Annotated in this window: 21 protein-coding genes; 10 read left to right on the top strand and 11 right to left on the bottom strand. The window is 67.7% G+C overall.

The window, feature by feature from the left end:
* The first annotated feature begins 2 nt into the window (after nt 1–2).
* Both DXK32_RS23900 and rpoH read left to right on the top strand, forming a co-directional pair.
* The gene (locus tag DXK32_RS23900; RefSeq protein WP_114860786.1) at nt 3–1,055 is read left to right on the top strand and encodes an RluA family pseudouridine synthase; all 1,053 of its coding nucleotides are present in this window, start codon (nt 3–5) and stop codon (nt 1,053–1,055) included.
* Between the two features lie 183 nt (nt 1,056–1,238).
* Entirely contained in the window at nt 1,239–2,123 is an 885-nt protein-coding gene (gene rpoH / locus DXK32_RS23895) for an RNA polymerase sigma factor RpoH (protein WP_114860785.1), read from the top strand.
* A 219-nt stretch (nt 2,124–2,342) separates the two neighbouring features.
* On the opposite strand, the gene DXK32_RS23890 is transcribed toward rpoH, so the two are convergent.
* The 4 genes from DXK32_RS23890 to DXK32_RS23875 form a co-directional block, all read right to left on the bottom strand.
* Nucleotides 2,343–2,870: a hypothetical protein gene (locus tag DXK32_RS23890; protein WP_114860784.1), complete on the bottom strand. Its 528-nt coding sequence runs from the start codon at nt 2,868–2,870 to the stop codon at nt 2,343–2,345.
* Nucleotides 2,871–2,904: 34 nt separating this feature from the next.
* Nucleotides 2,905–4,947: a serine/threonine protein kinase gene (locus DXK32_RS23885; protein ID WP_114860783.1), complete on the bottom strand. Its 2,043-nt coding sequence runs from the start codon at nt 4,945–4,947 to the stop codon at nt 2,905–2,907.
* 213 nt (nt 4,948–5,160) lie between these two features.
* On the bottom strand, nt 5,161–6,453 hold the full coding sequence (locus tag DXK32_RS23880) for an adenylosuccinate synthase (protein ID WP_114860782.1): 1,293 nt from the start codon (nt 6,451–6,453) through the stop codon (nt 5,161–5,163).
* Between the two features lie 87 nt (nt 6,454–6,540).
* A complete protein-coding gene (locus DXK32_RS23875; RefSeq protein WP_114860781.1) occupies nt 6,541–7,704 on the bottom strand; it encodes an ATP phosphoribosyltransferase regulatory subunit in 1,164 nt (387 codons plus the stop codon).
* 292 nt (nt 7,705–7,996) lie between these two features.
* On the opposite strand from DXK32_RS23875, the gene DXK32_RS23870 reads away from it, so the two are divergent.
* Together DXK32_RS23870 and DXK32_RS23865 are read left to right on the top strand one after the other, a co-directional pair.
* Nucleotides 7,997–9,706, top strand: a complete 1,710-nt coding sequence (locus DXK32_RS23870) for a hypothetical protein (RefSeq protein WP_114860780.1) — start codon at nt 7,997–7,999, stop codon at nt 9,704–9,706.
* Nucleotides 9,707–9,830: 124 nt separating this feature from the next.
* Nucleotides 9,831–11,306, top strand: coding sequence for a TrkH family potassium uptake protein (locus DXK32_RS23865; RefSeq protein ID WP_247877312.1), 1,476 nt, complete (start codon nt 9,831–9,833; stop codon nt 11,304–11,306).
* A gap of 32 nt (nt 11,307–11,338) precedes the next feature.
* On the opposite strand, the gene DXK32_RS23860 is transcribed toward DXK32_RS23865, so the two are convergent.
* From DXK32_RS23860 to DXK32_RS23845, 4 genes are all read right to left on the bottom strand, one after another.
* A complete protein-coding gene (locus tag DXK32_RS23860; protein WP_114860779.1) occupies nt 11,339–11,692 on the bottom strand; it encodes a type II toxin-antitoxin system RelE/ParE family toxin in 354 nt (117 codons plus the stop codon).
* The gene (locus DXK32_RS23855) at nt 11,673–11,945 is read right to left on the bottom strand and encodes a ribbon-helix-helix domain-containing protein (RefSeq protein WP_114860778.1); all 273 of its coding nucleotides are present in this window, start codon (nt 11,943–11,945) and stop codon (nt 11,673–11,675) included. The genes DXK32_RS23860 and DXK32_RS23855 overlap by 20 nt, the downstream gene beginning before the upstream one ends.
* A 53-nt stretch (nt 11,946–11,998) precedes the next feature.
* Nucleotides 11,999–13,159 carry a phosphoserine transaminase gene (locus DXK32_RS23850; protein WP_114860777.1) on the bottom strand — a complete coding sequence of 387 codons (1,161 nt, stop codon included), beginning with the start codon at nt 13,157–13,159 and terminating at the stop codon, nt 11,999–12,001.
* A gap of 73 nt (nt 13,160–13,232) precedes the next feature.
* Entirely contained in the window at nt 13,233–14,369 is a 1,137-nt protein-coding gene (locus DXK32_RS23845) for a sialidase family protein (RefSeq protein WP_114860776.1), read from the bottom strand.
* Nucleotides 14,370–14,506: 137 nt separating this feature from the next.
* Between DXK32_RS23845 and DXK32_RS23840 the strand changes: the two genes are divergently transcribed.
* Nucleotides 14,507–15,523, top strand: a complete 1,017-nt coding sequence (locus DXK32_RS23840) for a radical SAM/SPASM domain-containing protein (protein WP_114860775.1) — start codon at nt 14,507–14,509, stop codon at nt 15,521–15,523.
* Between the two features lie 32 nt (nt 15,524–15,555).
* Here DXK32_RS23840 and DXK32_RS23835 read toward each other — a convergent pair whose 3' ends face one another.
* The gene (locus DXK32_RS23835; protein WP_114860774.1) at nt 15,556–16,899 is read right to left on the bottom strand and encodes a YihY family inner membrane protein; all 1,344 of its coding nucleotides are present in this window, start codon (nt 16,897–16,899) and stop codon (nt 15,556–15,558) included.
* A gap of 136 nt (nt 16,900–17,035) precedes the next feature.
* Between DXK32_RS23835 and fabI the strand changes: the two genes are divergently transcribed.
* The 4 genes from fabI (at nt 17,036) to DXK32_RS23815 (ending at nt 20,996) form a co-directional block, all read left to right on the top strand.
* A complete protein-coding gene (gene fabI / locus DXK32_RS23830) occupies nt 17,036–17,884 on the top strand; it encodes an enoyl-ACP reductase FabI (RefSeq protein ID WP_014240881.1) in 849 nt (282 codons plus the stop codon).
* 198 nt (nt 17,885–18,082) lie between these two features.
* Nucleotides 18,083–19,219 carry a hypothetical protein gene (locus tag DXK32_RS23825; protein ID WP_247877311.1) on the top strand — a complete coding sequence of 379 codons (1,137 nt, stop codon included), beginning with the start codon at nt 18,083–18,085 and terminating at the stop codon, nt 19,217–19,219.
* A gap of 95 nt (nt 19,220–19,314) precedes the next feature.
* On the top strand, nt 19,315–20,391 hold the full coding sequence (gene aroC, locus DXK32_RS23820; RefSeq protein ID WP_114860772.1) for a chorismate synthase: 1,077 nt from the start codon (nt 19,315–19,317) through the stop codon (nt 20,389–20,391).
* Nucleotides 20,392–20,432: 41 nt separating this feature from the next.
* On the top strand, nt 20,433–20,996 hold the full coding sequence (locus DXK32_RS23815; protein WP_247877310.1) for a hypothetical protein: 564 nt from the start codon (nt 20,433–20,435) through the stop codon (nt 20,994–20,996).
* 240 nt (nt 20,997–21,236) lie between these two features.
* On the opposite strand, the gene DXK32_RS32335 is transcribed toward DXK32_RS23815, so the two are convergent.
* Nucleotides 21,237–21,572 carry a hypothetical protein gene (locus DXK32_RS32335; RefSeq protein ID WP_162801327.1) on the bottom strand — a complete coding sequence of 112 codons (336 nt, stop codon included), beginning with the start codon at nt 21,570–21,572 and terminating at the stop codon, nt 21,237–21,239.
* A gap of 593 nt (nt 21,573–22,165) precedes the next feature.
* Nucleotides 22,166–23,260 (bottom strand): response regulator, encoded by a 1,095-nt coding sequence (locus tag DXK32_RS23810; protein ID WP_114860770.1) that lies wholly within the window; start codon nt 23,258–23,260, stop codon nt 22,166–22,168.
* A gap of 210 nt (nt 23,261–23,470) precedes the next feature.
* Between DXK32_RS23810 and DXK32_RS23805 the strand changes: the two genes are divergently transcribed.
* Nucleotides 23,471–24,043, top strand: coding sequence for a peroxidase-related enzyme (locus DXK32_RS23805; protein ID WP_114860769.1), 573 nt, complete (start codon nt 23,471–23,473; stop codon nt 24,041–24,043).
* Nucleotides 24,044–24,059 lie beyond the last annotated feature (16 nt).

Below are 24,059 nucleotides of genomic sequence, written 5' to 3'. Positions count from 1 at the left end.
CGATGCCCGAACGCACCGAATTCGACGACGATGAGGACGAATACACCGGAACGCAGGACGGCGAAACCGGCGAAGGCACGCGGCAGCGCTGGAGCGTTCCGGACGACGCCGCCGGCCAGCGGCTCGACAAAGCCCTGGCGACGGGGCTTCCCGGCCTGTCGCGGTCGCGTGTGCAGGTGCTGCTGGAGAAGGGCTGCGTGCAGGATGGCACCGGGCGGACGGTCACCGACCCGTCCGTGAAGGTCAGGCCCGGACAAACTTTCGACGTTTTCATACCCGAAGCTGAACCTGCACAGCCCGAGGCCCAGGACATACCCCTGGACGTGGTCTACGAGGATGAGGACGTGTTGGTGATCGACAAGCCCGCGGGCATGGTGGTCCACCCCGCCGCCGGCAATCCGGACGGCACGCTGGTCAACGCCCTGCTCGCCCATTGCGGCGACAGCCTGTCGGGGATCGGCGGCGTGCGGCGTCCGGGCATCGTCCACCGCCTCGACAAGGACACCAGCGGCCTGATGGTCGTCGCCAAGAACGACCGCGCGCACCACGCGCTGACGGAGCAGTTCTCCGGCCGCACGCTCAGCCGCACCTACCAGGCGCTCGTCTGGGGGGTCCCCTCCCCGCGCGAGGGCCGGATCGAGGGCAACATCGGGCGCAGCGGCAGCGACCGCAAGAAGATGGCCGTGGTCACCGGCGGCGGGAAACACGCGGCGACCCGCTACCGCGTCGTCCGCTCCTTCGGCACGGCGCTGGCGCTGGTCGAATGCACGCTGGAGACCGGGCGCACCCACCAGATCCGCGTGCACATGGCGCACATCGGCCACCCCATCGTGGGCGATCCGCTCTACGGCAAGGGGCGTGCCGGCCGCGCCGGCGGCAAGCACGCCTCTGCCCTGCCGGAACCCGATCGCGAGCGGTTTGTTGGCTTTCCACGGCAGGCGTTGCACGCCGTGGGATTGACCTTCCGCCATCCCGCAACAGGGGAGACGGTGCGCTTCCAGGCGCCGCTACCCACGGATATTAAAGATTTGTCAGATTTCTTAGAATCCCTGTAATCCACTATACCCGCGCGCAGAAGTCGGTTATTCTTCGCGTCAACAGCCACCAACGCTCACGCTTGCATCCGTGACCATCCCCGGCGGATCGAACGGGCAAGCGGACGGCGAGGCGGCGCAGAACAGTGAACGGCCGTGTGCCCGTGAGAAGGCACGAACAACAGCCGTCGGAGAGGGTCCAACATGGCGACGATATCCAGCGTTCCGGTCATCAGTTCCGAAAGCAACCTCTCGCGCTACCTCCAGGAAATCCGCAAGTTCCCCATGCTCGCGGCGGAGGAGGAGTACATGCTGGCCAAGCGCTGGCAGGAGATCGAGGATTCGGACGCCGCGCACAAGCTGGTGACCAGCCATCTGCGGCTCGTGGCGAAGATCGCCATGGGCTACCGCGGCTACGGCCTGCCGCTGTCGGAGCTGATCTCCGAGGGCAACGTGGGCATGATGCAGGCGGTGAAGCGCTTCGACCCCGACCGCGGCTTCCGGCTGGCGACCTACGCCATGTGGTGGATTCGCGCCGCCATCCAGGAATACATCCTGCACAGCTGGTCGCTGGTGAAGATGGGCACCACGGCGGCCCAGAAGAAGCTGTTCTTCAACCTGCGCCGCCTGAAGGGCCAGATGCAGGCCATCGAGGAGGGCGACATGTCGCCCGAGCAGGTGCGCCACATCGCCACGACGCTCGACGTGCCGGAGCAGGACGTCGTCAACATGAACCGCCGGCTGGGCGCCCCCGACCATTCGCTGAACGCGCCGCTGCGCGCCGACAGCGAGGGCGAGTGGCAGGACTGGCTGGTCGACGAGACGGCGAACCAGGAAATCTCGCTCGCCGAGAACGAGGAGTTGGGCAAGCGGCGCAAGCTGCTGACCGCCGCCATGGAGAACCTGAACGAGCGCGAGCGCGACATCCTGGTGGAGCGCCGCCTGCGCGACAACCCGACCACGCTGGAGGACCTCTCGCAGAAGTACGGCATCAGCCGCGAGCGCGTCCGCCAGATCGAGGTGCGCGCCTTCGAGAAGCTCCAGAAGGCCATCCGCAACGCCGCGGTGGAGCAGAAGCTGGCCGGGTAACGGTCTCCTCTTAACCCTCTCCCCTCCGCTCACGCGCAAACTTCGTTTGCGCTGACGCGACAGGCGGACCTCCGGTCCGCCGAAAGCGGGGAGAGGGTGCCCGCGAAGCGGGCGGTGAGGGGGTTGTGCTTTTGCCGAACATCCCGCCATGCGCCCCCCCCTCACCCTAACCCTCTCCCCAGAGGGGAGAGGGGATATCGGAAGCGATCGGAGGTACCCTCACGCCCCGGCGGGCTCGGCCAGTGGGTCCTGCTCGTCCGCCGACAGACCGCCGGCCTCGTCGAACAGGTCGCCGGCGACCTCCGGCCCCCATTCCTGGACGAGGCCGACCTTCACATCCTTCAGCGCGCTCACCCGCTTCTCGGCGCGCATCACCTCGAAATTCGCCACCATCGGCGGAATGCCGAAGTAGAGCGCCCAGCCGATCGCCGCCGCGCCGTACATCACCAGCCAGGCCAGCGGGTCCATGAAGATCTTGCCGGCGGCGCCAATGGTGTGGTTGTGCTTCCACAGCTCGATGGCGTAGGGCATGCAGCCGCAGAAATTCAGCCCGCCGACGGTGATCGGCGCCGATTTCTCCGGGTCGCGGTCGGTGACGTAGGCGACGATGGTCGGGATCATGCCGATTCCGAACAGGATCGAGGTGGGCAACACCACCAGACCCGCCGGGATGATCAGCAGGATCAGCGTCAGCATGCTGCCTTTGCGCTTCTTCTTCTTTCCGCCGCTCTTGCCGCCGCGCGCCATGGGTGCCACCCGATCCTTGGTTTGAAGGCCGCCGTCAGAAGGCGAAGAAGAGGATGATGCCGCCAACCAGAAGGGTCGACAGCAGGCTCGACACGATGGCCGCCACCTGCCGACCGGACGATTCGATGATGCTGTTCCGGTCGCCGATGCTCTGCCGCAACTTGTTGATCTCGGCGTCGGCCTCGCGGTATGCGATCTGGGCCGCTTCGAACTCCAGCTTGTCGCGGCGCAGCGCCTCCGGATCGTCGACGATCTTCAGCAGGTCGCCGAGGCGCCCGTTGTGGGCCGCGGAGTCGGCCAGCTTGCGCACATTGTCCTGGTGCGGCCGGCTGTGGAAGCGGCGGAACGCGGGGTCGAGCAGCGACACCACCCAGGCGGCGAGGTGCGACAGCCCGTCGGTGCCGGTGCGCGCCTGCACGTCGGCCAGGATGGTCAGCATGGCGATTACCCGGCGCATCGGTTCGATGCTGGAACCGAGCTGGGTGTAGAGCATCTCGTCGGTCCGCCGGTGCCGCACCGCCAGGAAGGCGGCGATGTGGCGGTCGATGGGGTCCTTGTGCCGTTCGCTTCCCGCCCCCATCCAGTCGAGCGCGCGCAGCAGCTCCGCCGGGCTGGTCGGCATCTGCTTGGCGACCAGCGGGCTGATGCAGGGCATGGTTGGGTTCATCTCGTAGAGCACGCGCTCCACCCCCAGCCCGTGGCCCGTGCGGTCCAGCAGACCGCGGACCTGATCGAAGTTCTGCACCATCGGCACGAACTCCGGCTTGAAGTCGCTCTGCACGCTCACCCAGAACATGGGAAGCTGGTTGGCGAGCACCTCGGCGGACGGTTGCGGCGACTCGCCGCGCAGGAAGGCGTCGGCCAGCATGGTGCCGATGCCGTCGGGCATCATCGCCTTGCCGCGGTAGCGGATGGGCGCGCCAGGGTCCAGCGCCATGCAGACGCGGGCGACCAGCCGTTCGGCCATGCTGCCGCCCTTGCCGGTGGTCGAGGCGGTCTGCACCGCGTTCGCCACCGCCTCGGCCCGCGCGTCGTCGCCCATGGAGCGGCGCAGCCACTTGTCCAGCTCGCCGCCCTCGATGACCGTGGCGGCGGGCGCCACATGGCGCGCGAAGGCGCGGGCCAGCGTCCGGCAATGCCAGTAATCCTGTCCCTGGAACTCCAACGGACGGGCGGCGCGGCGCGGCACCTGCGGCTGCTTCGGGCTGAGGCGGCGGCCGGCGACCCAGAGGTCGAGGTCCTGGAGCGTCCAGCGCTGCTTGGGATCGTCCACCAGCAGGCCGCGGATCACCTCGCTGATGGCCAGCGGCAGGCGCATCTGGCCGACCAGCGCCGGGTAGGAGCCGCGCTCGATCTTGGCCTGGAGGATCGCCTCGTCCTCCGCCGCCCCCACCGGGTTGCGCCCCAGCAGCAGGAGCAGCAGCGTGACGCCCAGCGAGTAGAGGTCGTCGGCCATGGTGCCGGTGCCACGCCCGGCCGGCGAGGCCATGCCGCGCTCCACCGTCTCCAGCAGGACCGTCTGGCCGTAGCCGGGCGGGGTGGACAGGCATTCGCCCAGCATCAGGCTGCTGGAGGCCAGATCGCGGTAGTAGAGGTTGGTCGGACGGATCGCGCCATGGACCACGCCGCGGCTCGACAGCTCCTTCAGCGCCGCGACCAGCGGATGGATGATCTGGCGGGTCAGATGGTCTTCGGGGATCGGGTCCGCGGCCTCGGTCAGGCTGTTCATCAGCCGCTTGCCCGCCGGGCGCTCGAAGATCATGCAGAGGCGCCGCCCCTGGCTCGCCGGCCAGTCCACCATGCCCCAGTCGAGCAGGCGCATGTGGGCCTGGTTGTCGAGGCTTGCGATGGTGGCGGCGATGTCGGTGCGGGCCAGCGTGGCGCCGTGGCCGATGATGGCGAAGGCTTCGGAGCGCTTGTCACGCAGCGGCTTGGCCGTGTAGGCGTTGCCGCCGATGGTGTTGAGGGCGGCGAGCGGCGCGCTGGGAATGATCTCGTACCGCTCGGCCAGCTTGACCGGCTCGGCGTTCGCCATCATCCGATCCGCGGCGGCTGCGGTCATGGCATCGGATGGCATGGCGTTCGAATCCCCGGAGCCTGCGAGCGTGTGCCAGCCTTAGTCGCTCGAAAAGGGCAAACAAACTGTTAACGCGGGGGAAGTGGTCGCGTCGGGCCCCCCTCCCGACCTCCTCCCGCTTTCGCAGGGGGAGGAGAGTAAGCCCTCCCCTGCGAAAGCGGGGGAGGGTTGGGTGGGGGCCCGCCTCAACCACTCGTCAACCGCGTTTGCGGCTCAATCCTGGAACGGATCGTTCATCAGGATGGTGTCGTCGCGCTCCGGGCTGGTGGACAGCAGGGCCACCGGGGCCTGGATCAGCTCTTCCACATGACGGACGTACTTCACCGCCTGGGCCGGCAGCTCCGCCCAGGAGCGGGCGCCCTGGGTGCTGTCCTTCCAACCCTCGAAGGTCTCGTAGATCGGCTCGACGCGGGCCTGGGCGCCGGCGTTGGCCGGGAAGTAATCCAGCTCCTGCCCGTCCAGACGGTAGCCGACGCACACCTTGATCTCGTCGAAGCCGTCCAGCACGTCCAGCTTGGTCATGGCGATGCCGTCGATGCCGCCGGTCTTCACAGCCTGGCGCACCATCACGGCGTCGAACCAGCCGCAACGGCGCTTGCGGCCGGTGACCACGCCGAACTCCTTGCCGCGCTGGCCGATCAGCTCGCCGACGTCGTCGAACAGCTCCGTCGGGAAGGGGCCGGAGCCGACGCGGGTCGTGTAGGCCTTGCAGATGCCCAGCACATAGCCGACGGCGCGCGGGCCCATGCCGCTGCCGGCGGCGGCGTTGCCGGCCACCGTGTTGGAGGAGGTGACGAAGGGATAAGTGCCGTGGTCGATGTCGAGCATCTGGCCCTGCGCGCCCTCGAACAGGATGCGCTTGCCGGCGCGGCGCAGCTCGTCCAGCGTCTTCCAGACGACCGAGGCGTAGGGCAGCACCTGCGGGGTGATCTCGCGCAGCGGGTCCAGGATGTCGGCCGGGGTCATCTCCGGCGCGCCCAGGCCGCGGAGCAGCAGGTTGTGGTGGGCCAGCAGGGCGTCCACCTTCTCCTTCAGCACCGCCTCGTCGCCGAGGTCGCACAGGCGGATGGCCCGGCGGGCCACCTTGTCCTCATAGGCCGGGCCGATGCCGCGGCCGGTCGTGCCGATCTTGCCGGCGCCGCGGGCCTCCTCGCGCGCCTTGTCGAGCGCGCTGTGGACCGGGAGGATCAGCGGAACGTTCTCGGCGACCTGGAGCGTGGCGGGGGACACGTCCACGCCCTGGCTCTTGATCGCCGTCACTTCGCGGATGAAGGCCCAGGGGTCGAAGACGACGCCGTTGCCGATGATCGACAGCTTGTTCGGCCGAACCACGCCCGAAGGCAGCAGGCTCAGCTTGTACGTCACGCCGTTGATCACCAGCGTGTGGCCGGCGTTGTGACCGCCCTGGAAGCGCACCACCACGTCGGCCCGGCTGGACAGCCAGTCGACGATCTTGCCCTTGCCCTCGTCGCCCCACTGGGCGCCGACCACCGCCACGTTGGCCATGTGTGTCTCCGCAAAAAAAGAAGGCAGAAAGAAACGTTGCCCATGCAAAGGCGCCCCCGCGGCGCGGGGGTCGCCTCTCGTGAAGTCTCAAGTCAGCGGCGTGACCGTGCCGCCGTCCAGCCGGTGGCCGCAATCCAGCCGCCGGGCCTCCGCCGCCGCGTCCGCCACGGGGGCCAGCCCCGCCACGGTGACCCAGCCCTCGGCGCGCAGCTTGCCCGCTGCGGCCCAGGAGGTGCCATGCGGCACATACACGCGCTTGGCCGGCTCCGGCGCCGGAACGGCGCGCAGGAGCGTGTCCATGTAGAGGGTGAAGCCGGTCCCCGGCTCGCCCTCCTCCTCCACGCCCGGACGAACCCCGGCGCGGTAGCGGCCCCCCGCCCCCAGCTCGCCGCGCACGTCGCGCGCGAACAGGGTGAAGCTGAGGCCGGTTTGGTACTCGAAGCCGCGGTGCTCGACCAGATCGACGGTGATCGTCAGATCGGGGCGCGCGGCGCGCAGCAGGCGCAGGGCGTCGGTCAGGCGGCGCCGGTCCTTCTCCGCCGTTTCCGGCAGCGGCAGCGCCGACAGCACCTCCATGGCGCGCTCGGCCGGGCCGGAGGCGGCCATCAGCGTCTGCAGCAGCGAGGCCGCCGGACCGCCGACCGCGCTCACCGCCGCGGCGTCCTTCTTGTCCAGCGCTTCGCGCAGGCGGGCGGTCTCCTCCTCGCCGAGCCCCAGGCCGCGGCAGACCCGCGCCACCATGGTCGGCACGCAGAGATCCACCGACAGGTGCCGCACCCCCACCCCTTCCAGGGCGTGGGCGGCGAGCAGGATCACCTCGGCGTCCGCCTCGGCCTCCAGCGGGCCGATCAGCTCGACGCCGACCTGGGTGATCTGCCGCTCGGGACGCAGCTGCGAGCCCTTCACGCGCAGCACCGGTCCGGCGTAGCACAGCCGCACCGGGCGGGCGCCGTTCTTCAGGCGGGTGGTGGCGATGCGCACGATCTGCGGGGTGATGTCCGCGCGCACGGCCATCATGCGCTGCGACAGCGGGTCCATCAGCCGGAAGGTCTGCTTCGCCATGGCGGCGCCGGAGCCGGACAGCAGATGGTCCTCGAACTCGACCAGCGGCGGCTCGACGCGCTCATAACCGTGGGCCGTGAAATCCGCCAGCAGGCGCGCCACCGCCGCCGCTTCGTGCGCCGCTTCGGGCGGCAGCACATCGTGCAGTCCGGCGGGCAACAGGGCGGAGCTCAGGGAATCAGCGGGCATGGCCTGCGTCGTCTCGTCGAATAAGTGGCAAACCGTCGGCATGGCGAGAGCCCGCAAGTCCGGTGGGCATGCGGTGCTCGGGCATACGGAGCGGGTCAATACCCCACCCCCCTTCCTCATGCAAACGGAAAAGCCCCGCAGCCTGTGCCCGTCTCCCCTGCGCCGACGACAGGCGCCCGCCCGGAAAGGTTCGAAACAGAATTGTATTCCAATCGAATCCTTGTTGAGTTTGATGCGAAACCTCCGGCATCCTGTGTACGAACCGTGCCGGCAGCAGCGGGGGAACGACGCCATGGCACGCCCGTCCGCCAGTTACGAAGTGCAGATCTACGCCCAGGACCACTGGGTTCTGGAAGCCCGCCTCGACACCGAGGCGGAGGCGCTGGCCTTCGGCCGCAAGGCGCTGTCCGGCGGCCGGATCGAGGGCATGCGGGTGGTGCGCGACTGGCGGCGCCCGGACGGCCGCCATGTCGAGACGGAAGTCCATGTGGAGTTCCGCCAAGTCTCCCGCACGGTGGCCGCCTCCCCCATCGACGAGGCGCCGGCGCTCTGCCTGACGCTCGACCATTGCTACGGCGTGCAGAGCCGCATGACGATGAACCGCGTCCTGCGCAACTACGTGGAGCGCGCGGTGGTCACCCCGACCGAGGTGCTGCACAACCACGCGGAACTGGCGCGGCTTCTCAACACCGACAACCTCGTGCCCACCGCGGTCGGGCGGGTCGCAGCACTCCAGGCGGAGAAGGCCGGGACGGACGGGCGCGGGCGGCGCGACGCGCTGAACCGGCTGATGCACGAACTGACCGACCGGGCGCGGGCCGCCGCCGCGCGCAAGGACCTGCCTCCCATCGCCGCCACCGGCTTCCGCCCCATGTTCGACCGGCTGGATTCGAGCCTGCCGGCGGAGGAGCGCGACTTCCTCGCCCGCGTCGTGCTGTCGCGCGAGCTGGTGCAGATGCGCAACTGGCTGGCCAAGCTGGACTTCCTGGGTGAACTGGCGCGGGAGGACGGGGCGGCGGCCGACCGGCCGCTGGGGCTGCTCGACGGGGTGATCGCCGACGTCCTGGGCGCTCCCTCCGTCGCGCAGGAGCTTCTCGGCGCCCAGGGAAGCCTGGCGGAGGCGCTGTGCAACCTGATCGACCTGTCGCGGGGCCGCCTGTCCCCCGCCAAGCGGGCGGAGGGCGACCGCGCCGTCCAGCTGAACGAGCTTCTCGCCTTCCACGACCTCGACCAGACGCGGCTGGTCATCCTGGATCTGGTGCGCCGCCAGTTGAAGGGCACGCAGCCGCTCTACCGCTCTGACCCGTCTCTGGAGATGGAGGCCTTCCAGGAGATCCTGAAGCGCACGCTCGGCCCCGACGGACCGGCCGGCGGCGGGCCGATGGCCGAGGCGCTGGTCCTGCGCTACCTGCGCTTCCTGGAGGGCGGCGGAGCGCCGGGCCGCAAGCAGGCCATCGCGGAGGTGGCCGGCCGCATCCCCGACGCGCGGGACCGGGTGCGCTTCCTGCTCGCGCTGGCCGACTCCGACCTCGGCCATGGGCACGCCGGGGACATCGCCCGGCTGCTGCACGCGCTGACCGGCACCCCGGCGGGCTATGGCCGCTTCATCCACCCTCGCTTGCCGCCCCGCGACAATCTGGAAGCGCTGACCCTGCTCTACTGCCAAGCCGCCGACTCGGCGCTGCCGGAGGAGGCACGGACCCGCCTGACCGCCGACCTCGACGCGCTCCTGGTGGCCTACATCACCGAGGAGCGGGTGGTCGAGCGGCTGGACGATCCCGGCGACGCGTTGCGGCTGCGGGCGAACCGTCTGCTTCAAGTCTGCGCACCGGGCATCCTGCGCAGCCGGCGGGCCCTGGAAATGGTCCGGCGCCGCGTCGTCGAGCATCTCCGCCAACCGCAGTTCGACCGGAAATACGTGGAGGACCTGCCCGACGACGGGGCGCAGCAGCGCGCCTTGCGCGACTTCTACCGGATGTTGGGAGAAGCCGGCTTCGTGTGAGCCACGCATGGACCGGCCGCTCCGATGCGGATGGACAGCACACGCCCCTTTGGATAATCAGCGCATCACATCGGGACAAGACGGGGCGCCGCCATCGGCCTCCGCGGCGACGAAGGGCACAGCCTTGGGCAATGGCGTCGGCAATGGAATTGCGCTGGGACCGGTCTTCCACATCATCGGTATCCTTCTGACCATCCTGGGGCTCGGCATGCTGGCGCCGGCGCTGGCCGACGCCGCGGCGGGCAACAGCGACTGGACGGCCTTCGTCGGCTCCAGCGCGGCGACGCTGGCGGTCAGCGGCGGCATGGTCCTGGCGACGTCGAGCAAGGAGCACGCGCGTTTCACCGTAAAGCAGCATTTCCTGCTGACAACGCTGTCCTGGTGCGTCCTGGCGGCCTTCGGCGCCCTGCCCTTCATGATCTCCGCCGCCCGCCTGTCCTTCACCGACGCCTATTACGAGGCGATGTCGGGCCTCTCCACCACCGGCGGCACGGTGATCGTCGGGCTGGACGACGCCCCGCCGGGGGTCCTGCTGTGGCGGTCGCTGCTGAACTGGTTCGGCGGGGTCGGCATCATCGTCATGGCGATCGCGGTGCTGCCCATCCTGCGGGTCGGCGGCATGCAGCTCTTCCGCACCGAGTCCTCCGACAAGGGCGACAAACCCTTTGCCACGGTGCAGGACACCGCCGGCGCCATCGCCATGATCTATCTGGCGCTGACCGTCCTGTCAGCGGTGGCCTACCATCTGGCCGGCATGACGTGGTTCGACGCGATCAACCACGCCATGGCCTCCATCGCCACCGGCGGCTTCTCGACGAAGGACGCCTCGCTCGGCTGGTTCGACTCCCACGCGGTGTTGTGGGTGGCGACGTTCTCGATGATCGGCGGGGCCTTGCCGCTGACCTGGTACATCCGCCTGCTGCGCGGCCAGCGCAACGCGCCGGTCTTCGGCGACAGTCAGGTGAACGCGCTGCTGGCGATCCTGCTGGTGGCCGGCGTCGCCATGACCCTGTGGGCCTTCATCGTGGTCGGCCTGCCCTTCCGGGACGCGCTCAGCCATTCGGTGGTGAACGTCACCTCGATCATCACCGGGACCGGCTTCGTCTCCACCGACTATTCGACCTGGGGCAGCTTCGCCGTCGTCGCCTTCTTCTTCTTTTACTTCATCGGCGGCTGCACCGGATCGACGGCGGGCTCCATCAAGATCTTCCGCTGGCAGGTGCTGGCCCTGTCGATGCTGAACCAGATGCAGCGGATGCTGAAGCCGAACCGTGTGCTGGTCCCGCTCTACCAGGGCAAGGTGCTGGACGAGGATGTGGTCGGCTCGGTCATCAACCTCGCCTTCGCCTTCATGGCGGCCTTCGGCATCCTGTCGCTGCTGGTCGCCGCGATGGGCGTGGACTATCTGAGCGCGGCCAGCGCCGTCGCCTCCGCGCTCGCCAACGCCGGGCCGGGGCTGGGGCCGGTGGTCGGCCCGGCGGGCACCATGGCCCCCCTGCCCGACGCCGCGAAATGGGTGCTGAGCTTCGCCATGCTGCTGGGCCGGCTGGAGGTCTTCACCGTGCTGGTGCTGATTCTGCCGAGCTTCTGGCGGGATTGAGCGGGCCATGAAAAAGGCCGCGCCGAAGTGGCTCAGCCGCGCAGCCTGTCCAGTATCTGGTGGCTGTGATTCACCCCACCGAAGAAGACGGCGAGAATCCGGACCTCAACCAGCCCTTCATCGATTTCGAAATAGAAGATGAAGTTCCGACTGGTGATGGTGCGGATGCCGGATCGAAGGTCCGGATGCTCGGTGCCACGGTGTGGATGGGCCTCGAACGTCCGCATGTAGGAAAGAGCGTCGCCGATCCGCCCGGCAGCCCGTTCCATCGCGCGCTCCCCATCGTCGCCCAGGTCCCGATAAGCCTGGACGAGATGATCCTCGATCAGGTCGAGGTCTCGGGTAACGGAGGCCGCACGGCGGACCTTATAGAGCCGCACGCGCACGCCGCTTGCGCTCCAGCATCGCCCGGGTTTCAGCCTCGCCGTCATCAAGATCGACGAACGCACCGGCGCGGCGCTGGTCGATCAGGAGCCGCAGCGCTTCGATCTCAGCGTTGCTTCTCTCGGTGTCGCGCCGAAGCATGTCGAGACCGCGCTGGAGCACCGCGCTGAGGCTTGGATATTGCCCGGTCTCGACAAGGCTGCGTGCGAAAGCTTCCTGTTCGTCGGTCAGCGAGATCGAGGTCTTCACGGTCATGCGTTGCTCTCCCCCTCCAACCAAGTACTACCCAGTAGCACCAACGTCAAGGTTCAGCGCCCGAAGGTCTCCGCCTTGACCGTGGCGAAGGCCCAGTCGAGCCAGGGCAGGACCGCCTCCATGTCCTCGTTCTCCACCGTGGCGCCGCCCCACAGGCGCAGGCCCGGAGGGGCGTCGCGGTAGGAACCGGCGTCGAAGGCGGCCTCCTCCTTCTCCAGAAGCGCCGCGAGCTTCTTGGCGAAGTCGGCCTGGGCCTCCGGCGTCAGGGCGGTCACCTCCGGGTCGGTGAAGCGCAGGCAGATCGACGTGCACGAGCGCGTCGCCGGATCGTCCCCCAGGAAGCCGGCCCAGGCCGAGGCCGCCACCCATTCCGAGACGATGCGCAGGTTCTGCTCCGACCGGCGGATGAGCTGGGTCAGGCCGCCGACCGACAGCGACCAGCGCAGCCCGTCGATGGCGTCCTCCACGCAGAGCATGGACGGCGTGTTGATGGTGTCGCCGACGAAGATGCCCTCGATCAGCTTGCCGCCACTGGTCAGGCGGAAGATCTTGGGCAGCGGGCGGTCGGGCTGGAAGCTCTCCAGCCGCGCCACGGCGCGCGGGCTGAGCACCAGCATGCCGTGCGCGCCCTCGCCGCCCAGCACCTTCTGCCAGGACCAGGTGGCGACGTCGATCTTGCTCCAGGGAATATCCATGGCGAAGGCGGCGGAGGTGGCGTCGCAGATCGACAGGCCCTCGCGGTCCGCCGGAATCCAGTCGCCGTTCGGCACCCGCACGCCCGACGTCGTGCCGTTCCAGGTGAACACCACGTCGCGGCGGAAATCGGCTTGCGACAGGTCCGGCAGTTCGCCGTAGGGGGCCTGGATGGTCCGCACATCGGACAGGCGGAGCTGCTTGGTGACGTCGGTCACCCACTCCTTGCCGAAGCTCTCCCAGGCCATCATGTCGACGCCGCGCTCACCCAGCAGGTTCCACAGCGCCATTTCCACCGCCCCGGTGTCGGAGCCCGGGACGATGCCGATGCGGTAGTCGCCGGGGATTGCCAGGACGGCGCGGGTGAGATCAATGACCTCCTTCAGCTTTGCCTTGCCCGGCTTCGAGCGGTGGGAGCGGCCGAGCAGCGCGCCATCCAGGGCGTCCAGCGACCAGCCGGGCCGCTTGGCGCAGGGGCCGGAGGAAAACAGCGGGTTCGACGGCCGGCGGGCGGGCTTCATGGACACTCTACTCCCCGGAACATGGGATTGCGGTATGGCCGGGGACGATAGGAGGTGCGCGGAGTCCCGTCAATCAGCCGCTCACGCGCAGCAGCGTCGCCTGGATGTGCCGGATGCCCGCCGCGTCGCAGATGTAGTAGCAGACCGCCACCCGCCCGTCCGCCAGCACGGTCGCCCAGGGATAGCCGACGTCGGGCGACGGGGCGTCGGCGCGGATGACGATCTCCGGCGCGCTTTCCAGCGTCTCGCGCCGGCTGTCCCAGACGCGGGCGCGCACCCCGTAGGGCTGGTGACGGTAGCCGTAGACGACGAGCAGCCGCCCGTCGGGCAGCGGGCAGGCGTCGTAGGGATGCCCGATGACCGCGCTCTCGATCCACGGCGCCCAGCTCTCCCCGAGATCGTGGGAGACCGAGGTGGCGAGGCGGTCGCCGAGCCCGGTGGTGCGGTGGAAGGCGACGAGTTGCCCGTCCGCGGTCAGGTGCAGGGCGGTCTCGCAGAAACCGGCCCGGCCCGCCGGGTCACGGGCGATGGTGCTGCGCAGCGCCCAGCTTTCTCCCCGGTCACGGGAGGCGAACAGATAGCTGGTGTAGGGGCCGCCCGTGTAGGTCGCCATCAGGAGCGTGCCGTCCGGCGCCTCCACCGCCCGCCCGCGCACCGCACCGCCCAACATCGGGCGCAGGCCGGGCAGGATCGGCCCCTGGTCCGGCAGTTCCGGCAGGTAGCGGTGCGCCGACCAGTGCCGCCCGCCGTCGTCGCTGACCCGGGTGCTGCCGCCCCAGAACAGGAAGAAGGTGCCCGACGTTTCGGCGTTGCCCAGCAGGTGGACGCCCTTCTCGCGCAGCCGCAGGCCGTGGCGCGCCGGCATCGGGTACCAGCCGAAGCTGCCCAGGACGATCCGCCCCGAGCGCAGGACCAGAAGGCTGGGGTCCTGGTCGCCCGCCTCCGGGTCGGTGGGCAGAGCCTGCGGCGCGCCCTCCGGCTCGAAATCCGGGGTGAAGCGCTGGATCACGAGGTGGGAGCGCGAGTCCACATGGTCGACGCTGGCGAAGTCGCCGTTGCCCTCCGCCGGCTCCCCGTGCAGCCAACGGTGGTCGCGGGCGCGCCGGAAGGCCACCAGCACCCGCCCGTCGGCCAGAGTCGCCGTGGACGGGAAGGAGGCGTAGAATCGCCGGTCGCTGTAGACGACGCGATGGGAGAAATTGTCGAGCATACCCTTGGAATCCACCTTGCGCCCACGGCATTGGGGGCGCCGGGCCACTGTCCGGTTTCCGGAATGAAGGATTCCTTTACGGTGCGCGTGATCCCTTGCTAGTCAAACGCTTTCCGCAGCCCTGCCCGGCGAAGGTCATGACCGAAGTGAGCACCGAAGCGGCCGCCCCCGCGAACATTCCCTACGGCCGCCACCGCGACCGCAACGACCTGTCGCAGGTGCTGCCGCTGACCACCCCCTTCTCGCTGCTGATCGACCCGTCGAACGGCTGCAATTTCCGCTGCGTCTTCTGCGCCACCGGCAACCCGGAGCTGCTGAAGGAGGTCGGCCGCCCGCGCGGCGCCATGAAGTTCGACCTGTTCGCCAAGATCGCCGACGACATCACCGACTTCGACGCGCCGATCAAATCCGTCCATCTCTACAAGGACGGCGAGCCGCTGGTGAACACGCGGATCGAACACATGGTCCATCGTCTGAAGTCGCAGGGGCTGGCCCGCCATGTCGAGATGACCAGCAACGGCTCGCTTCTGACGCCGGAGCGGGCGGACGCCCTGCTGGCTGCCGGGCTGGACGCCATGCGCGTCTCCGTCTACGGGGCCAGCGATGCCATGTACAAGCGGGTCACCCGGCGCTTCGACCGCTTCCAGACCATCGTCGACAACGTGGCCTATCTCTACCGCCGCAAAACCGAGCTGGGCCGCAACTTTCACCTCCACTGCAAGATCATCAACGTGGAGCTGACGGAGGAGGAGCGGCAGAGCTTCATCGACACCTTCACGCCGATCGCCGACAGCCTGTTCGTCCATCCCCTGCATGGCGAGGCGCTGGCCGAGGAGAGCGCCTTCGCCGCCGCCCCCGACACCGCCCGGAAGGTGTGCTCGGAACCCTTCCTGAAGCTGGCCATCAACTTCAACGGCGAGGTGTCGGTCTGCTGCGCCGACTGGCGCATGGGCACCATCGTCGGCAACGTCGCCGAGGAGTCGCTGCGCGACATCTGGAACGGCGAACGGCTGCGCGATTTCCGGCTGAAGCATCTGGAAGGCCGCCGCGACGAGATCGACGCCTGCCGCGGCTGCTCCTACGTCCAGACCCTGCCCGCCGACAACAATCTCGACGGCTTCGCCGCGGACCTCATCGCCAAGTACCGGGCTTAAACGCCCACAAGGCCGGCGTTCCCGGCGAGCCTTCAGGGCCAGCGTTTCGCCCGCAGCGGCACCGCGCCGGAGCCCTCCCCCGCCGCTCCGGTGTCCTGCGACTCCGGCTCCCGCGGCCCCGCTTCGAGCGGCCCCGTCTCCAGCGGCCGGTCGGACAGCAGGTCCTTGATCGGCACGCCAAGCATCTCCTCCTGGTTCCGCTCCGCCTGCTCCAGCAATTGGGCCGTGCGGTCCTGCCAGGGCAGCTCCAGCCCGCCCAGCCCGCGGACGGAACCGCGCAGCCCGATGCCCAGCGCCTTCATCAGGTCGTAGAGCGTGGCCTCGCTGAGGTCGCGGGTGACGACCCAGGCGTTGTGCGTGGTGTGGGCCACCCAATGGGCGTCGCGAAGCTGCTCCAGGATGCCGTCGATCAGCACCGTGCCGACCGGCACGCGCCCGACCAGCGTCCGCCGCCGCAGGCCGACGCCGAGCCGCGCGCCCTCCAGAAGCTCGTGCAGGACGGCCAGAGCCAGCCCCAGCCGCTGCGCGGGCAGCAGCCCCTCCGGCCCGCCGCGGGTGATCTTGCCGGCCCGCCATTCGGGCAGCGAGGCGGTGATGACCGCGCCGAACAGCACCGTGGACCAGGCGATGTAGAGCCAGAAGAGGAAGATCGGCACGGTCGCCAGCGCGCCGTAGATCGTCTGGTAGGCCGGGAACTCCTTCATGTACATGGCGAAGCCGGCCTTGGACGTCTCCAGCAGCAGCGAGGCGACCGCTCCGCCGCAGGCGGCATCCATCCACCCCACCTCGCGGTTCGGGATGATGACGTAGAGCAGCGTGCAGCCGACGAGCTGAAGCATGAAGGGCAGGATCGCCCCGATCCCGACCAGCGGGTCGGCAAAGCCCTCCAGATGGGCGAACTGGAGCACCGTCCACAGGGTGCTGGACAGCGACAGGCTGGCGCCGGCGAACAGCGGGCTCAGCGACACCACCGCCCAGAAGGACAGGATGCGGGTGACGTAGGAGCGCGGCTCGCGCACCCGCCAGACGGTGGCGAAGGACCCCTCGATGGTCCAGATCAGCAGGACGGCGGACATCGCCAGCCCGATGATGCCGAACACCGGCATCTGCCCGGCGTTGGCCATGAAGGCCGCCAGATATTGCAGGATGGCGTCGCTGTTCTCCGGCACGAGGTTCTTGAACAGCAGCGTCTGGATGCGCGACTGCAGCGCGTTGAAGGCGGGAAAGGCGGAAAAGATCGCGAAGCCGATGGTCATCAGCGGCACCAGCGCCAACAGCGAGGTGTAGGTCAGCGAGGCCGCGGTCTGGAAACAATTGTCGTTGTAGAAGCGCATGGAGGAATAGGCGATGAAGCCGCCGATTTCCCGAACGCGCACAAAGGGGTTCCACGCCCCTTTCGAAGTGCCTTCGGTTTCAGCCACAGGACGCCTCCCGCCTTGGTTTGACCGGGCCGGTCTTTCGTGTAGGATGCGGCCCACTTTTCAAAGCATACTCTGGATGCACGAGGTACGGATGTCCAACCCGAAGCCGCTCATGGACGGCAAGCGCGGCCTGATCATGGGCGTGGCGAACGATCGGTCGATCGCCTGGGGAATTGCCTCCACGCTGGCGCAGCATGGCGCCGAACTGGCCTTCACCTATCAGGGTGACGCGCTGCTGAAGCGTGTGAAGCCGCTGGCCGAGCAGGTCAACGCCCCGCTGCTGCTGCCCTGCGACGTCACCGACGAGGCCAGCGTCGACGCGACCTTCGCCGCCATCGAGAAGGAATGGGGCAAGCTGGACTTCCTGGTTCATGCGATCGCTTTTTCCGACAAGAACGAGCTGGACGGCCTCTATCTCGACACGACGCGGGCCAACTTCCTGCGCACGATGGACATCTCCTGCTACTCCTTCACCGCGGTGGCGCAGCGCGCCGTTCCGCTGATGAAGGACGGCGGCAGCCTCCTCACCCTCTCCTACTACGGCGCCGAGCGCGTGATGCCCCACTACAACGTGATGGGGGTCGCCAAGGCCGCGCTGGAGGCGAGCGTGCGTTACCTGGCGGTCGATTTGGGCGGTCGGGACATCCGCGTCAATGCCATCTCCGCCGGTCCGATCAAGACGCTGGCCGCCAGCGGCATCGGTGACTTCCGCTACATCCTGAAGTGGAACGAGCTGAACGCCCCGCTGAAGCGCAACGTCACCATCGGCGAGGTCGGCGGCGCCGGCCTGTTCCTGCTGAGCGATCTCGGCACCGGCGTGACCGGCGAAGTCATGCACGTCGACTCCGGCTACCACACCGTCGGCATGGTCGCGGTGGACGCGGCGGCCGAGGTGTCGCAGCTCCTGGGGTCGCTGGGCGGCGCGGGCAAGCCCGCCTGATCCAGGCTTCCGGCGACGGCGGGCGTGTCCGGTTCGTTCCGGAACGCCCGCCGGAAACGTCCTTACCCCATTTGAGACATTTTTTACCGAACGTCGTATTACTTACTTTTGCGCGCCGCAGCATACCGCTATTCTTCACACATACGGAAGGTTGCGGAAGGTGACGGTCGGATGCGTGCACGGCGTCAATCGGATTCGGTGTCCCCGATTCTGGAGCAAATTCTCTACGGCGGCTCCAGCGTCTCGATGAACTTGATCACCATCACCCGCGAGATCCCCGAAGAAAACCGCCTGTTTCGTGCCCGTGGGTTGAACAAGGCCATTCTCTTCAAGTATCCGAATTTCGATGAAGACGCCGACGACTACGCCAACCCCATCGCCGACGAGGATGAGGACGGCGACGCCGCATCGCGCCCGGTCGAAACCGGCATCTACATTCCGCACAGCGTCGAACACACCGAAGCGGGCGGCCTCGCCATCTATCTGCGCGCCCGCAACAGCAACCTCCTACTGGCCGAACAGTTCGGCATCGGCGAGGCCAACAGCGAGGCCGCGGCCGCGGACCTGCGCACCCTCACCCTGATCGACAGCGTGCCGTCGCTCGACGCCTTCCTGCTGAAGGCGTGCTTCGAAGGCGAAAAGGTCGCGGTGGACAAGCGGCACTGGGCGATCAGCGACACCGAGGACCAGCAGCTCCGCCGCCTCATCCGGGCGCGCATCGAACCCATCGTCCGCAAGGCCATCGACGGCGGCGGCAGCGGTGCCCAGAGCATCGAACGCTTCCTGGAGGCGATCTGGAATCCCGAGCTTGAGGAGGCCGGCCTGTTCGTCTCGGCCTTCGGCATCGACCGCAGCGAAGCGGACCAGATCTTCAGCGCCTGGAAGGGCACGACCTTCTACGAGTACCAGCTTCGCCGCATCGCGCCGCGGGCGCGGATCATCCTGAACTGGCTGAAGTCGCGGGAGTGCATCCCGGTCGATATCCGCATGCACAAGCCCTATGAGACCCAGCTTCTGATGCACATCGAGAAGGTGGGCAAGCTGCTGGAAACCACGCTGATGGACATCCGGCAGATTCTCGCCGATTACGAGGCGAGCTTCTCCGCTTTCATGGCCGGCCAGCCGGAACCCTTCCGCGACTATCTGCGCAAGATCCGATCCCATTACTGGCTGCTGGGCTACTGCGTCTCCGCCTTGACCAGCGTGTCCCATCTGGACGCCCGCTGCATGAAGAACAACCCGCAGCGCAAGCTCTACTTCGAAGCCACGCACAAGCTGCTGCGCCAGTTCGAGGTGGCACTCGACCGCCGGCGCGAGCAGAAGGGCGCTTTTTAAGCCCCTCGCGCTTGACGCGCCGGCCGAAACGCCGCAAGAAACGCGCTCCACCGTACAATGTACGGCAACATCGCGTCGCATCGGGGGTCCTCGCCATGGCCGGCAACAGCTTCGGAACGCTTTTCCGCTTCACCACCTGGGGCGAGAGCCATGGGCCGGCGATCGGCGTGGTGGTGGACGGCTGCCCGTCGCTGCTCTCCCTGACCGAGGCGGACATCCAGCCCTGGCTTGACAAGCGCCGCCCCGGCCAGTCGCGCTACACCACCCAGCGCCAGGAACCGGATCAGGTCAGGATTTTGTCGGGTGTCTTCGAAGGGCAAACCACCGGCACGCCGCTCTCGCTGATGATCGAGAACACCGACCAACGGTCCAAGGACTACAGCGAGATCGCGTCCAAATTCCGGCCCGGCCACGCCGACTACACCTATTGGAAGAAGTATGGCATCCGCGACTACCGCGGCGGCGGGCGCTCGTCGGCGCGCGAGACGGCCTGCCGCGTGGCGGCGGGTGCCGTGGCGCGCAAGGTGCTGGGCGACGGCGTGACCGTGCGCGGCGCGCTGGTGCAGATGGGGCCGCACAAAGTGGACCGCAGCCGCTGGGATTGGGCGGAGGTCGACAACAACCCCTTCTTCTGCCCCGACCCGCAGGCCGCCGCCGAATGGGCCGACTATCTGGACGGCATCCGCAAGAGCGGCTCGTCCATCGGTGCGGTGGTTGAGGTGGTGGCCTCCGGCCTGCCCGCCGGGCTCGGCGACCCGCTCTACGACAAGCTGGACGGCGATCTCGCCCGCGCCATGATGACCATCAACGCCGTCAAGGGTGTGGAGATCGGCAACGGCTTCGAGGCCGCCACCCTGACCGGCGAGCAGAACGCCGACGAGATGCGCGCCGGCCCCGACGGCGAGCCGGAGTTTCGGTCCAACCTCGCCGGCGGCATCCTGGGCGGCATTTCGACCGGGCAGGACGTTGTGGTGCGCTTCGCCGTGAAGCCGACCAGTTCCATCCTCACCCCGCGCCAGACGGTCGATCTGCAGGGCAAGGACACCGACATCCTGACCAAGGGCCGCCACGACCCCTGCGTCGGCATCCGCGCCGTCCCGGTCGGCGAGGCAATGATGGCCTGCGTTCTGGCCGACCATCTGCTGCGCCACCGCGCCTACGCGCGGGGCTGAGCCCGATGCGGGGACGCAGGACGGCGGCGTGGTGTGGCGGCGTGATCGCGGGATTCCTGCTGGTCGCCGCCCTTCCCGCCGCCGCCCAAACCCAGACCCAATCCCAGACCCAATCCCAGGCCCCGGCCCCGGCCCCGGCCTACCGCGAGCATGCGGAGACCTTCAAGGACTGGCGCCTCTACTGCCAGGTCTGGAGCGAGCCGCGCCGCGTCGAATGCGAGTTGCTGTCCCGCCCCGGCAGCGACCGGCGGTCGCGCCTCGTCTGGCTGCGCTCCAGCGAGCGCTGGCTGGAGGGGATGCGCTTCCGGCTGGACGAGCAGACGATGGACCTGTCGAAGATCGTCCGCGTCTGGGTGGACCGGGCGCTGTTCCGACCCGAATACCCGTGCGAACGCTTCGAGTGGGAGACCAACACCTGCGCGGTGGTCGATCCGGAGACAAACGCCAAGCTGGTCGAGCGGCTGACTCCGGCCAAGGAGGTCTCCGCCGTCGGCTCCGCCCCGGCGGGCGGCAAGGCGGAGGTGCGCTTCTCCCTGACCGGCTTCAAGCCGGCGCTGGAGCGCATGGAGGAGATCCGCCGCGAGGCGGGAATCCGCTGGAAGTAAAAAGGGCGCTTACGGACTGTTCGCGGAATTGCGGCGCCCCATGGTCGAGCCAAGCGCCGAAGCATGCTACGGCTCATCGCGGTGAGAGCCGCGGCAGGCTTGTCTCGAATAGGCTCTCGCAATCACGGAAAAGCCGCCGAGAGCAGCACAGCCAAGCAATGCTTTGATTCGCCGCCAAACGACGCGTCACGGCTTGAATTTTTGAGCAAACTTAAAATCACGCATCACACAGAAAATTATCTAACTTAATTTATCGCTGAAATTTGGGTAAGGAAATTTATAATCCTCTTTCCCAAAAATCTTTTTAATGACACTCATGCAATATTGATGTTTTTGTAAAATCGTTGTCCTTGTTATCTCTTCCACATGAACAATATCTTTGCTTGAGCTTAAGCCAGATTTGCATGCCGTAGCTATATTTTCCTTATTATTGGAAGAGCTACTCACCACCCACTGAAAACTTCTTCCGGGCCCGACGGGCTCGCCACCAAGCTTTGCTATGTTTATCAGAAATATTTTATACATTTCTCCTGTCGTTTCAGCGTCCAATCTCACCCAATACAAGTACTTGTACATGATTTTTCCCCAAAGATTTTTTAAATTGTATTTTATAATATATACTCTCGTCAATGTACGATGCATCTCAGACAAACGTTTTTTGGGAGATGGCCTTGCGGCGGATTCCCCTTGCGAACAGCCCCATACTTTATTTCCAACATGACAGAAACGTACGCAATCTGTGCCGGGAGGTCACTTGACAACCCAAGCGATTGCGGGATTGCGGGCCTGCCATGGTGAGCTGCGTCATACCTGATCCGGGCTTCATAGCCGCGGACCAGACCTCTCCAGCGGGTCATCCACCCGAAGACTCGTTCAACGATTCACCACCACGGTATGACCGCGAACCCGCCCCCAGGCATTTCTGGGCTCCGGCGGAGTCGGAGACATCTGCGGTGTTCAGATTCACCTTACAGGCTGACCAACCATGCCCGCCGCAATGTGTCCCTTGCGCCCATCGATCGTCTTTCTGGCATCAGCGGTCCCGGAAAAACCACTCCTCATTCGCCTTCTTGTCAATACAGGCCACCAGACCAAGCAAAACCTCGATCCACACACGAATGCTGAATCGCGACACGGCTTCAGTGCTGGCTGTTTTTTCAAATGGGAGGTCAGCCCGGATCGCCGTCGCTCTCCGGCTTGGCGTATTTTTTCTTGGCGCGGTCCAGCGAGGCGAGAAGCTGTTGGCCCATCGCCCCGCCGTCGCCGCTGATCCGCCCGGCCATCACCGCCTTGATCGCGTCCACATGGGCCTTCAGCAGCAGGCGCTCGTTGCCGGTGACGGCAGGGAAGCCGCCCTGCGTCGCCTCGTAGAGCGATTTGGCGATGCGGGTGATCAGCGGATAGCCGAAGATGCCGCCCTGCCCGCGCATCTCGTGGGCGGAGCGGTTGATCTGCGCCGCCAGCGCTGGGACCGCGGCGGCGTCCGCGCCCAGCCGGTCGACGCGGCGGGCCAGCTCGTCCACCTCCCCGGCGATCCAGGTGGCGTAATCGCCCGCCCGGTTCTGGATCTCCGCTTCCGCCGCCGCCAGCACCTCGTCGGGCAGGGTCGGCACGGGGTCCTTCGGCGCGATGCCCATCTTGGCGCCCAGCCGGTTGGGCAGGTCGAAATGGACGACCGGATAGCGGTCGATGCCCGCCGCCCTGGACGCGCTGTGCACCACCAGGATTTCCCTGGGTCCGGTCATCCGGCAATCCATCGCCACCGACCGCTGCGTCCGCCGCCGGTCCGGTCCGAAATACCCCTTGGCGAGCACGAAGCGCCTCGGCCGCGCTATGGCCGCCAGCAGGCGGCTGGCGATGATGGCCGCCGAAAAGGGCTTGGCGATGAAGTCGGTGGCGCCCAGGTCGCGCGCCTGCTCCACATAATGGCGGTCGGCGGCGCCGGACAGCATCAGCACGGGCAGGAAGCGGTCCGGCGACTTCGGGCTGCAGCGCAGCCAGCGCAACAGCATCAGCCCGTCCACCTCGGGCATCACCAGATCGGTGATGATCACGTCCACCGGCGCCGTGCCGGGCGGCAGGGCGGCACGGCGCTCCTCCAGGAAGCGGATGGCTTCCGCCCCACCCGGCTCGGCATGCACCGCGCCCACCCCGATGGTGCGCAGGGTCGCGGTCAGCACGTTGCGGATGAAGGCGCTGTCCTCGACCACCAGAACCGAGAGGAGGCCGAGCCTGGGCGCGCCTTTGCCGCCCGGATCGTTCATCGCTGGAACCACTGCTTTGGAAGTGGATGCAGTCTTCGCATGGTCAACCATGGCTTGGCGAGAGACAACGCACGAAAGGCTGGGTTGCAACCCTCGGTGAAGAGAGACTGACCGGAGGTGGGGCTTTGCGAAGCGCCGCCGCCCGGCTACCCTGACGGCCGAAACGACGCCGGCCGAAACGAAGCCGACACACCGGAGGAGACCACCGCGATGCCGCAGCCCGATCACGTCATGGCCCTGCCCGTTCCCGAGACGCCCGACCTCGACCCGGACATGGCCGCGCTCTTCGCCAAGTGCGAGGAGAAGCTGGGCTTCGTCCCCAACGTGCTGCGCGCCTACAGCCTGCGCCCGAAGAAGCTGCGCACCTTCGCCCAGCTCTACAACGAGCTGATGGTCGGCGAGAGCGGCCTGTCCAAGCTGGAGCGCGAGATGATCGCCGTGGTCGTGTCCTCGGCCAACCATTGCTACTACTGCCTCGTCGCCCACGGGCAGGCGGTGCGCAAGCTGTCCGGCGATCCGGAGCTGGGCGAGATGCTCGCCTTCAATTACCGCGCCGCCACGCTGGAGCCGCGCCAGCGCGCCATGCTCGATTTCGCATGGAAGCTGACCAAGGAGCCCTGGACCATGGGCGAGCCGGACCGGCAGGCGCTGCGCGACGCCGGCTTCGGCGAGGAGGACATCTTCGACATCGCCGACACCGCCGCCTTCTACAACATGTCGAACCGCGTCGCCTCGGCGGTGGACATGATGCCGAACCGCGATTACCACAAGCAGGACCGCTGACGCCGCGCAACCACCG

The organism is Azospirillum brasilense (assembly GCF_003349955.1).
Lineage (GTDB): Bacteria > Pseudomonadota > Alphaproteobacteria > Azospirillales > Azospirillaceae > Azospirillum > Azospirillum brasilense_B.
This window is presented reverse-complemented; position numbering and strand designations above follow the sequence as displayed.

Excerpts from the sequence above, each read along its gene's own strand:
- DXK32_RS23900 (WP_114860786.1), top strand. The coding sequence starts at position 3 with ATGCCCGAACGCACCGAATTCGACGACGATGAGGACGAATACACCGGA.
- rpoH (WP_114860785.1), top strand. The coding sequence starts at position 1,239 with ATGGCGACGATATCCAGCGTTCCGGTCATCAGTTCCGAAAGCAACCTC.
- DXK32_RS23890 (WP_114860784.1), bottom strand. The coding sequence starts at position 2,870 with ATGGCGCGCGGCGGCAAGAGCGGCGGAAAGAAGAAGAAGCGCAAAGGC.
- DXK32_RS23885 (WP_114860783.1), bottom strand. The coding sequence starts at position 4,947 with ATGCCATCCGATGCCATGACCGCAGCCGCCGCGGATCGGATGATGGCG.
- DXK32_RS23880 (WP_114860782.1), bottom strand. The coding sequence starts at position 6,453 with ATGGCCAACGTGGCGGTGGTCGGCGCCCAGTGGGGCGACGAGGGCAAG.
- DXK32_RS23875 (WP_114860781.1), bottom strand. The coding sequence starts at position 7,704 with ATGCCCGCTGATTCCCTGAGCTCCGCCCTGTTGCCCGCCGGACTGCAC.
- DXK32_RS23870 (WP_114860780.1), top strand. The coding sequence starts at position 7,997 with ATGGCACGCCCGTCCGCCAGTTACGAAGTGCAGATCTACGCCCAGGAC.
- DXK32_RS23855 (WP_114860778.1), bottom strand. The coding sequence starts at position 11,945 with ATGACCGTGAAGACCTCGATCTCGCTGACCGACGAACAGGAAGCTTTC.
- DXK32_RS23850 (WP_114860777.1), bottom strand. The coding sequence starts at position 13,159 with ATGAAGCCCGCCCGCCGGCCGTCGAACCCGCTGTTTTCCTCCGGCCCC.
- DXK32_RS23845 (WP_114860776.1), bottom strand. The coding sequence starts at position 14,369 with ATGCTCGACAATTTCTCCCATCGCGTCGTCTACAGCGACCGGCGATTC.
- DXK32_RS23840 (WP_114860775.1), top strand. The coding sequence starts at position 14,507 with ATGACCGAAGTGAGCACCGAAGCGGCCGCCCCCGCGAACATTCCCTAC.
- fabI (WP_014240881.1), top strand. The coding sequence starts at position 17,036 with ATGTCCAACCCGAAGCCGCTCATGGACGGCAAGCGCGGCCTGATCATG.
- aroC (WP_114860772.1), top strand. The coding sequence starts at position 19,315 with ATGGCCGGCAACAGCTTCGGAACGCTTTTCCGCTTCACCACCTGGGGC.
- DXK32_RS32335 (WP_162801327.1), bottom strand. The coding sequence starts at position 21,572 with ATGTACAAGTACTTGTATTGGGTGAGATTGGACGCTGAAACGACAGGA.
- DXK32_RS23810 (WP_114860770.1), bottom strand. The coding sequence starts at position 23,260 with ATGAACGATCCGGGCGGCAAAGGCGCGCCCAGGCTCGGCCTCCTCTCG.
- DXK32_RS23805 (WP_114860769.1), top strand. The coding sequence starts at position 23,471 with ATGCCGCAGCCCGATCACGTCATGGCCCTGCCCGTTCCCGAGACGCCC.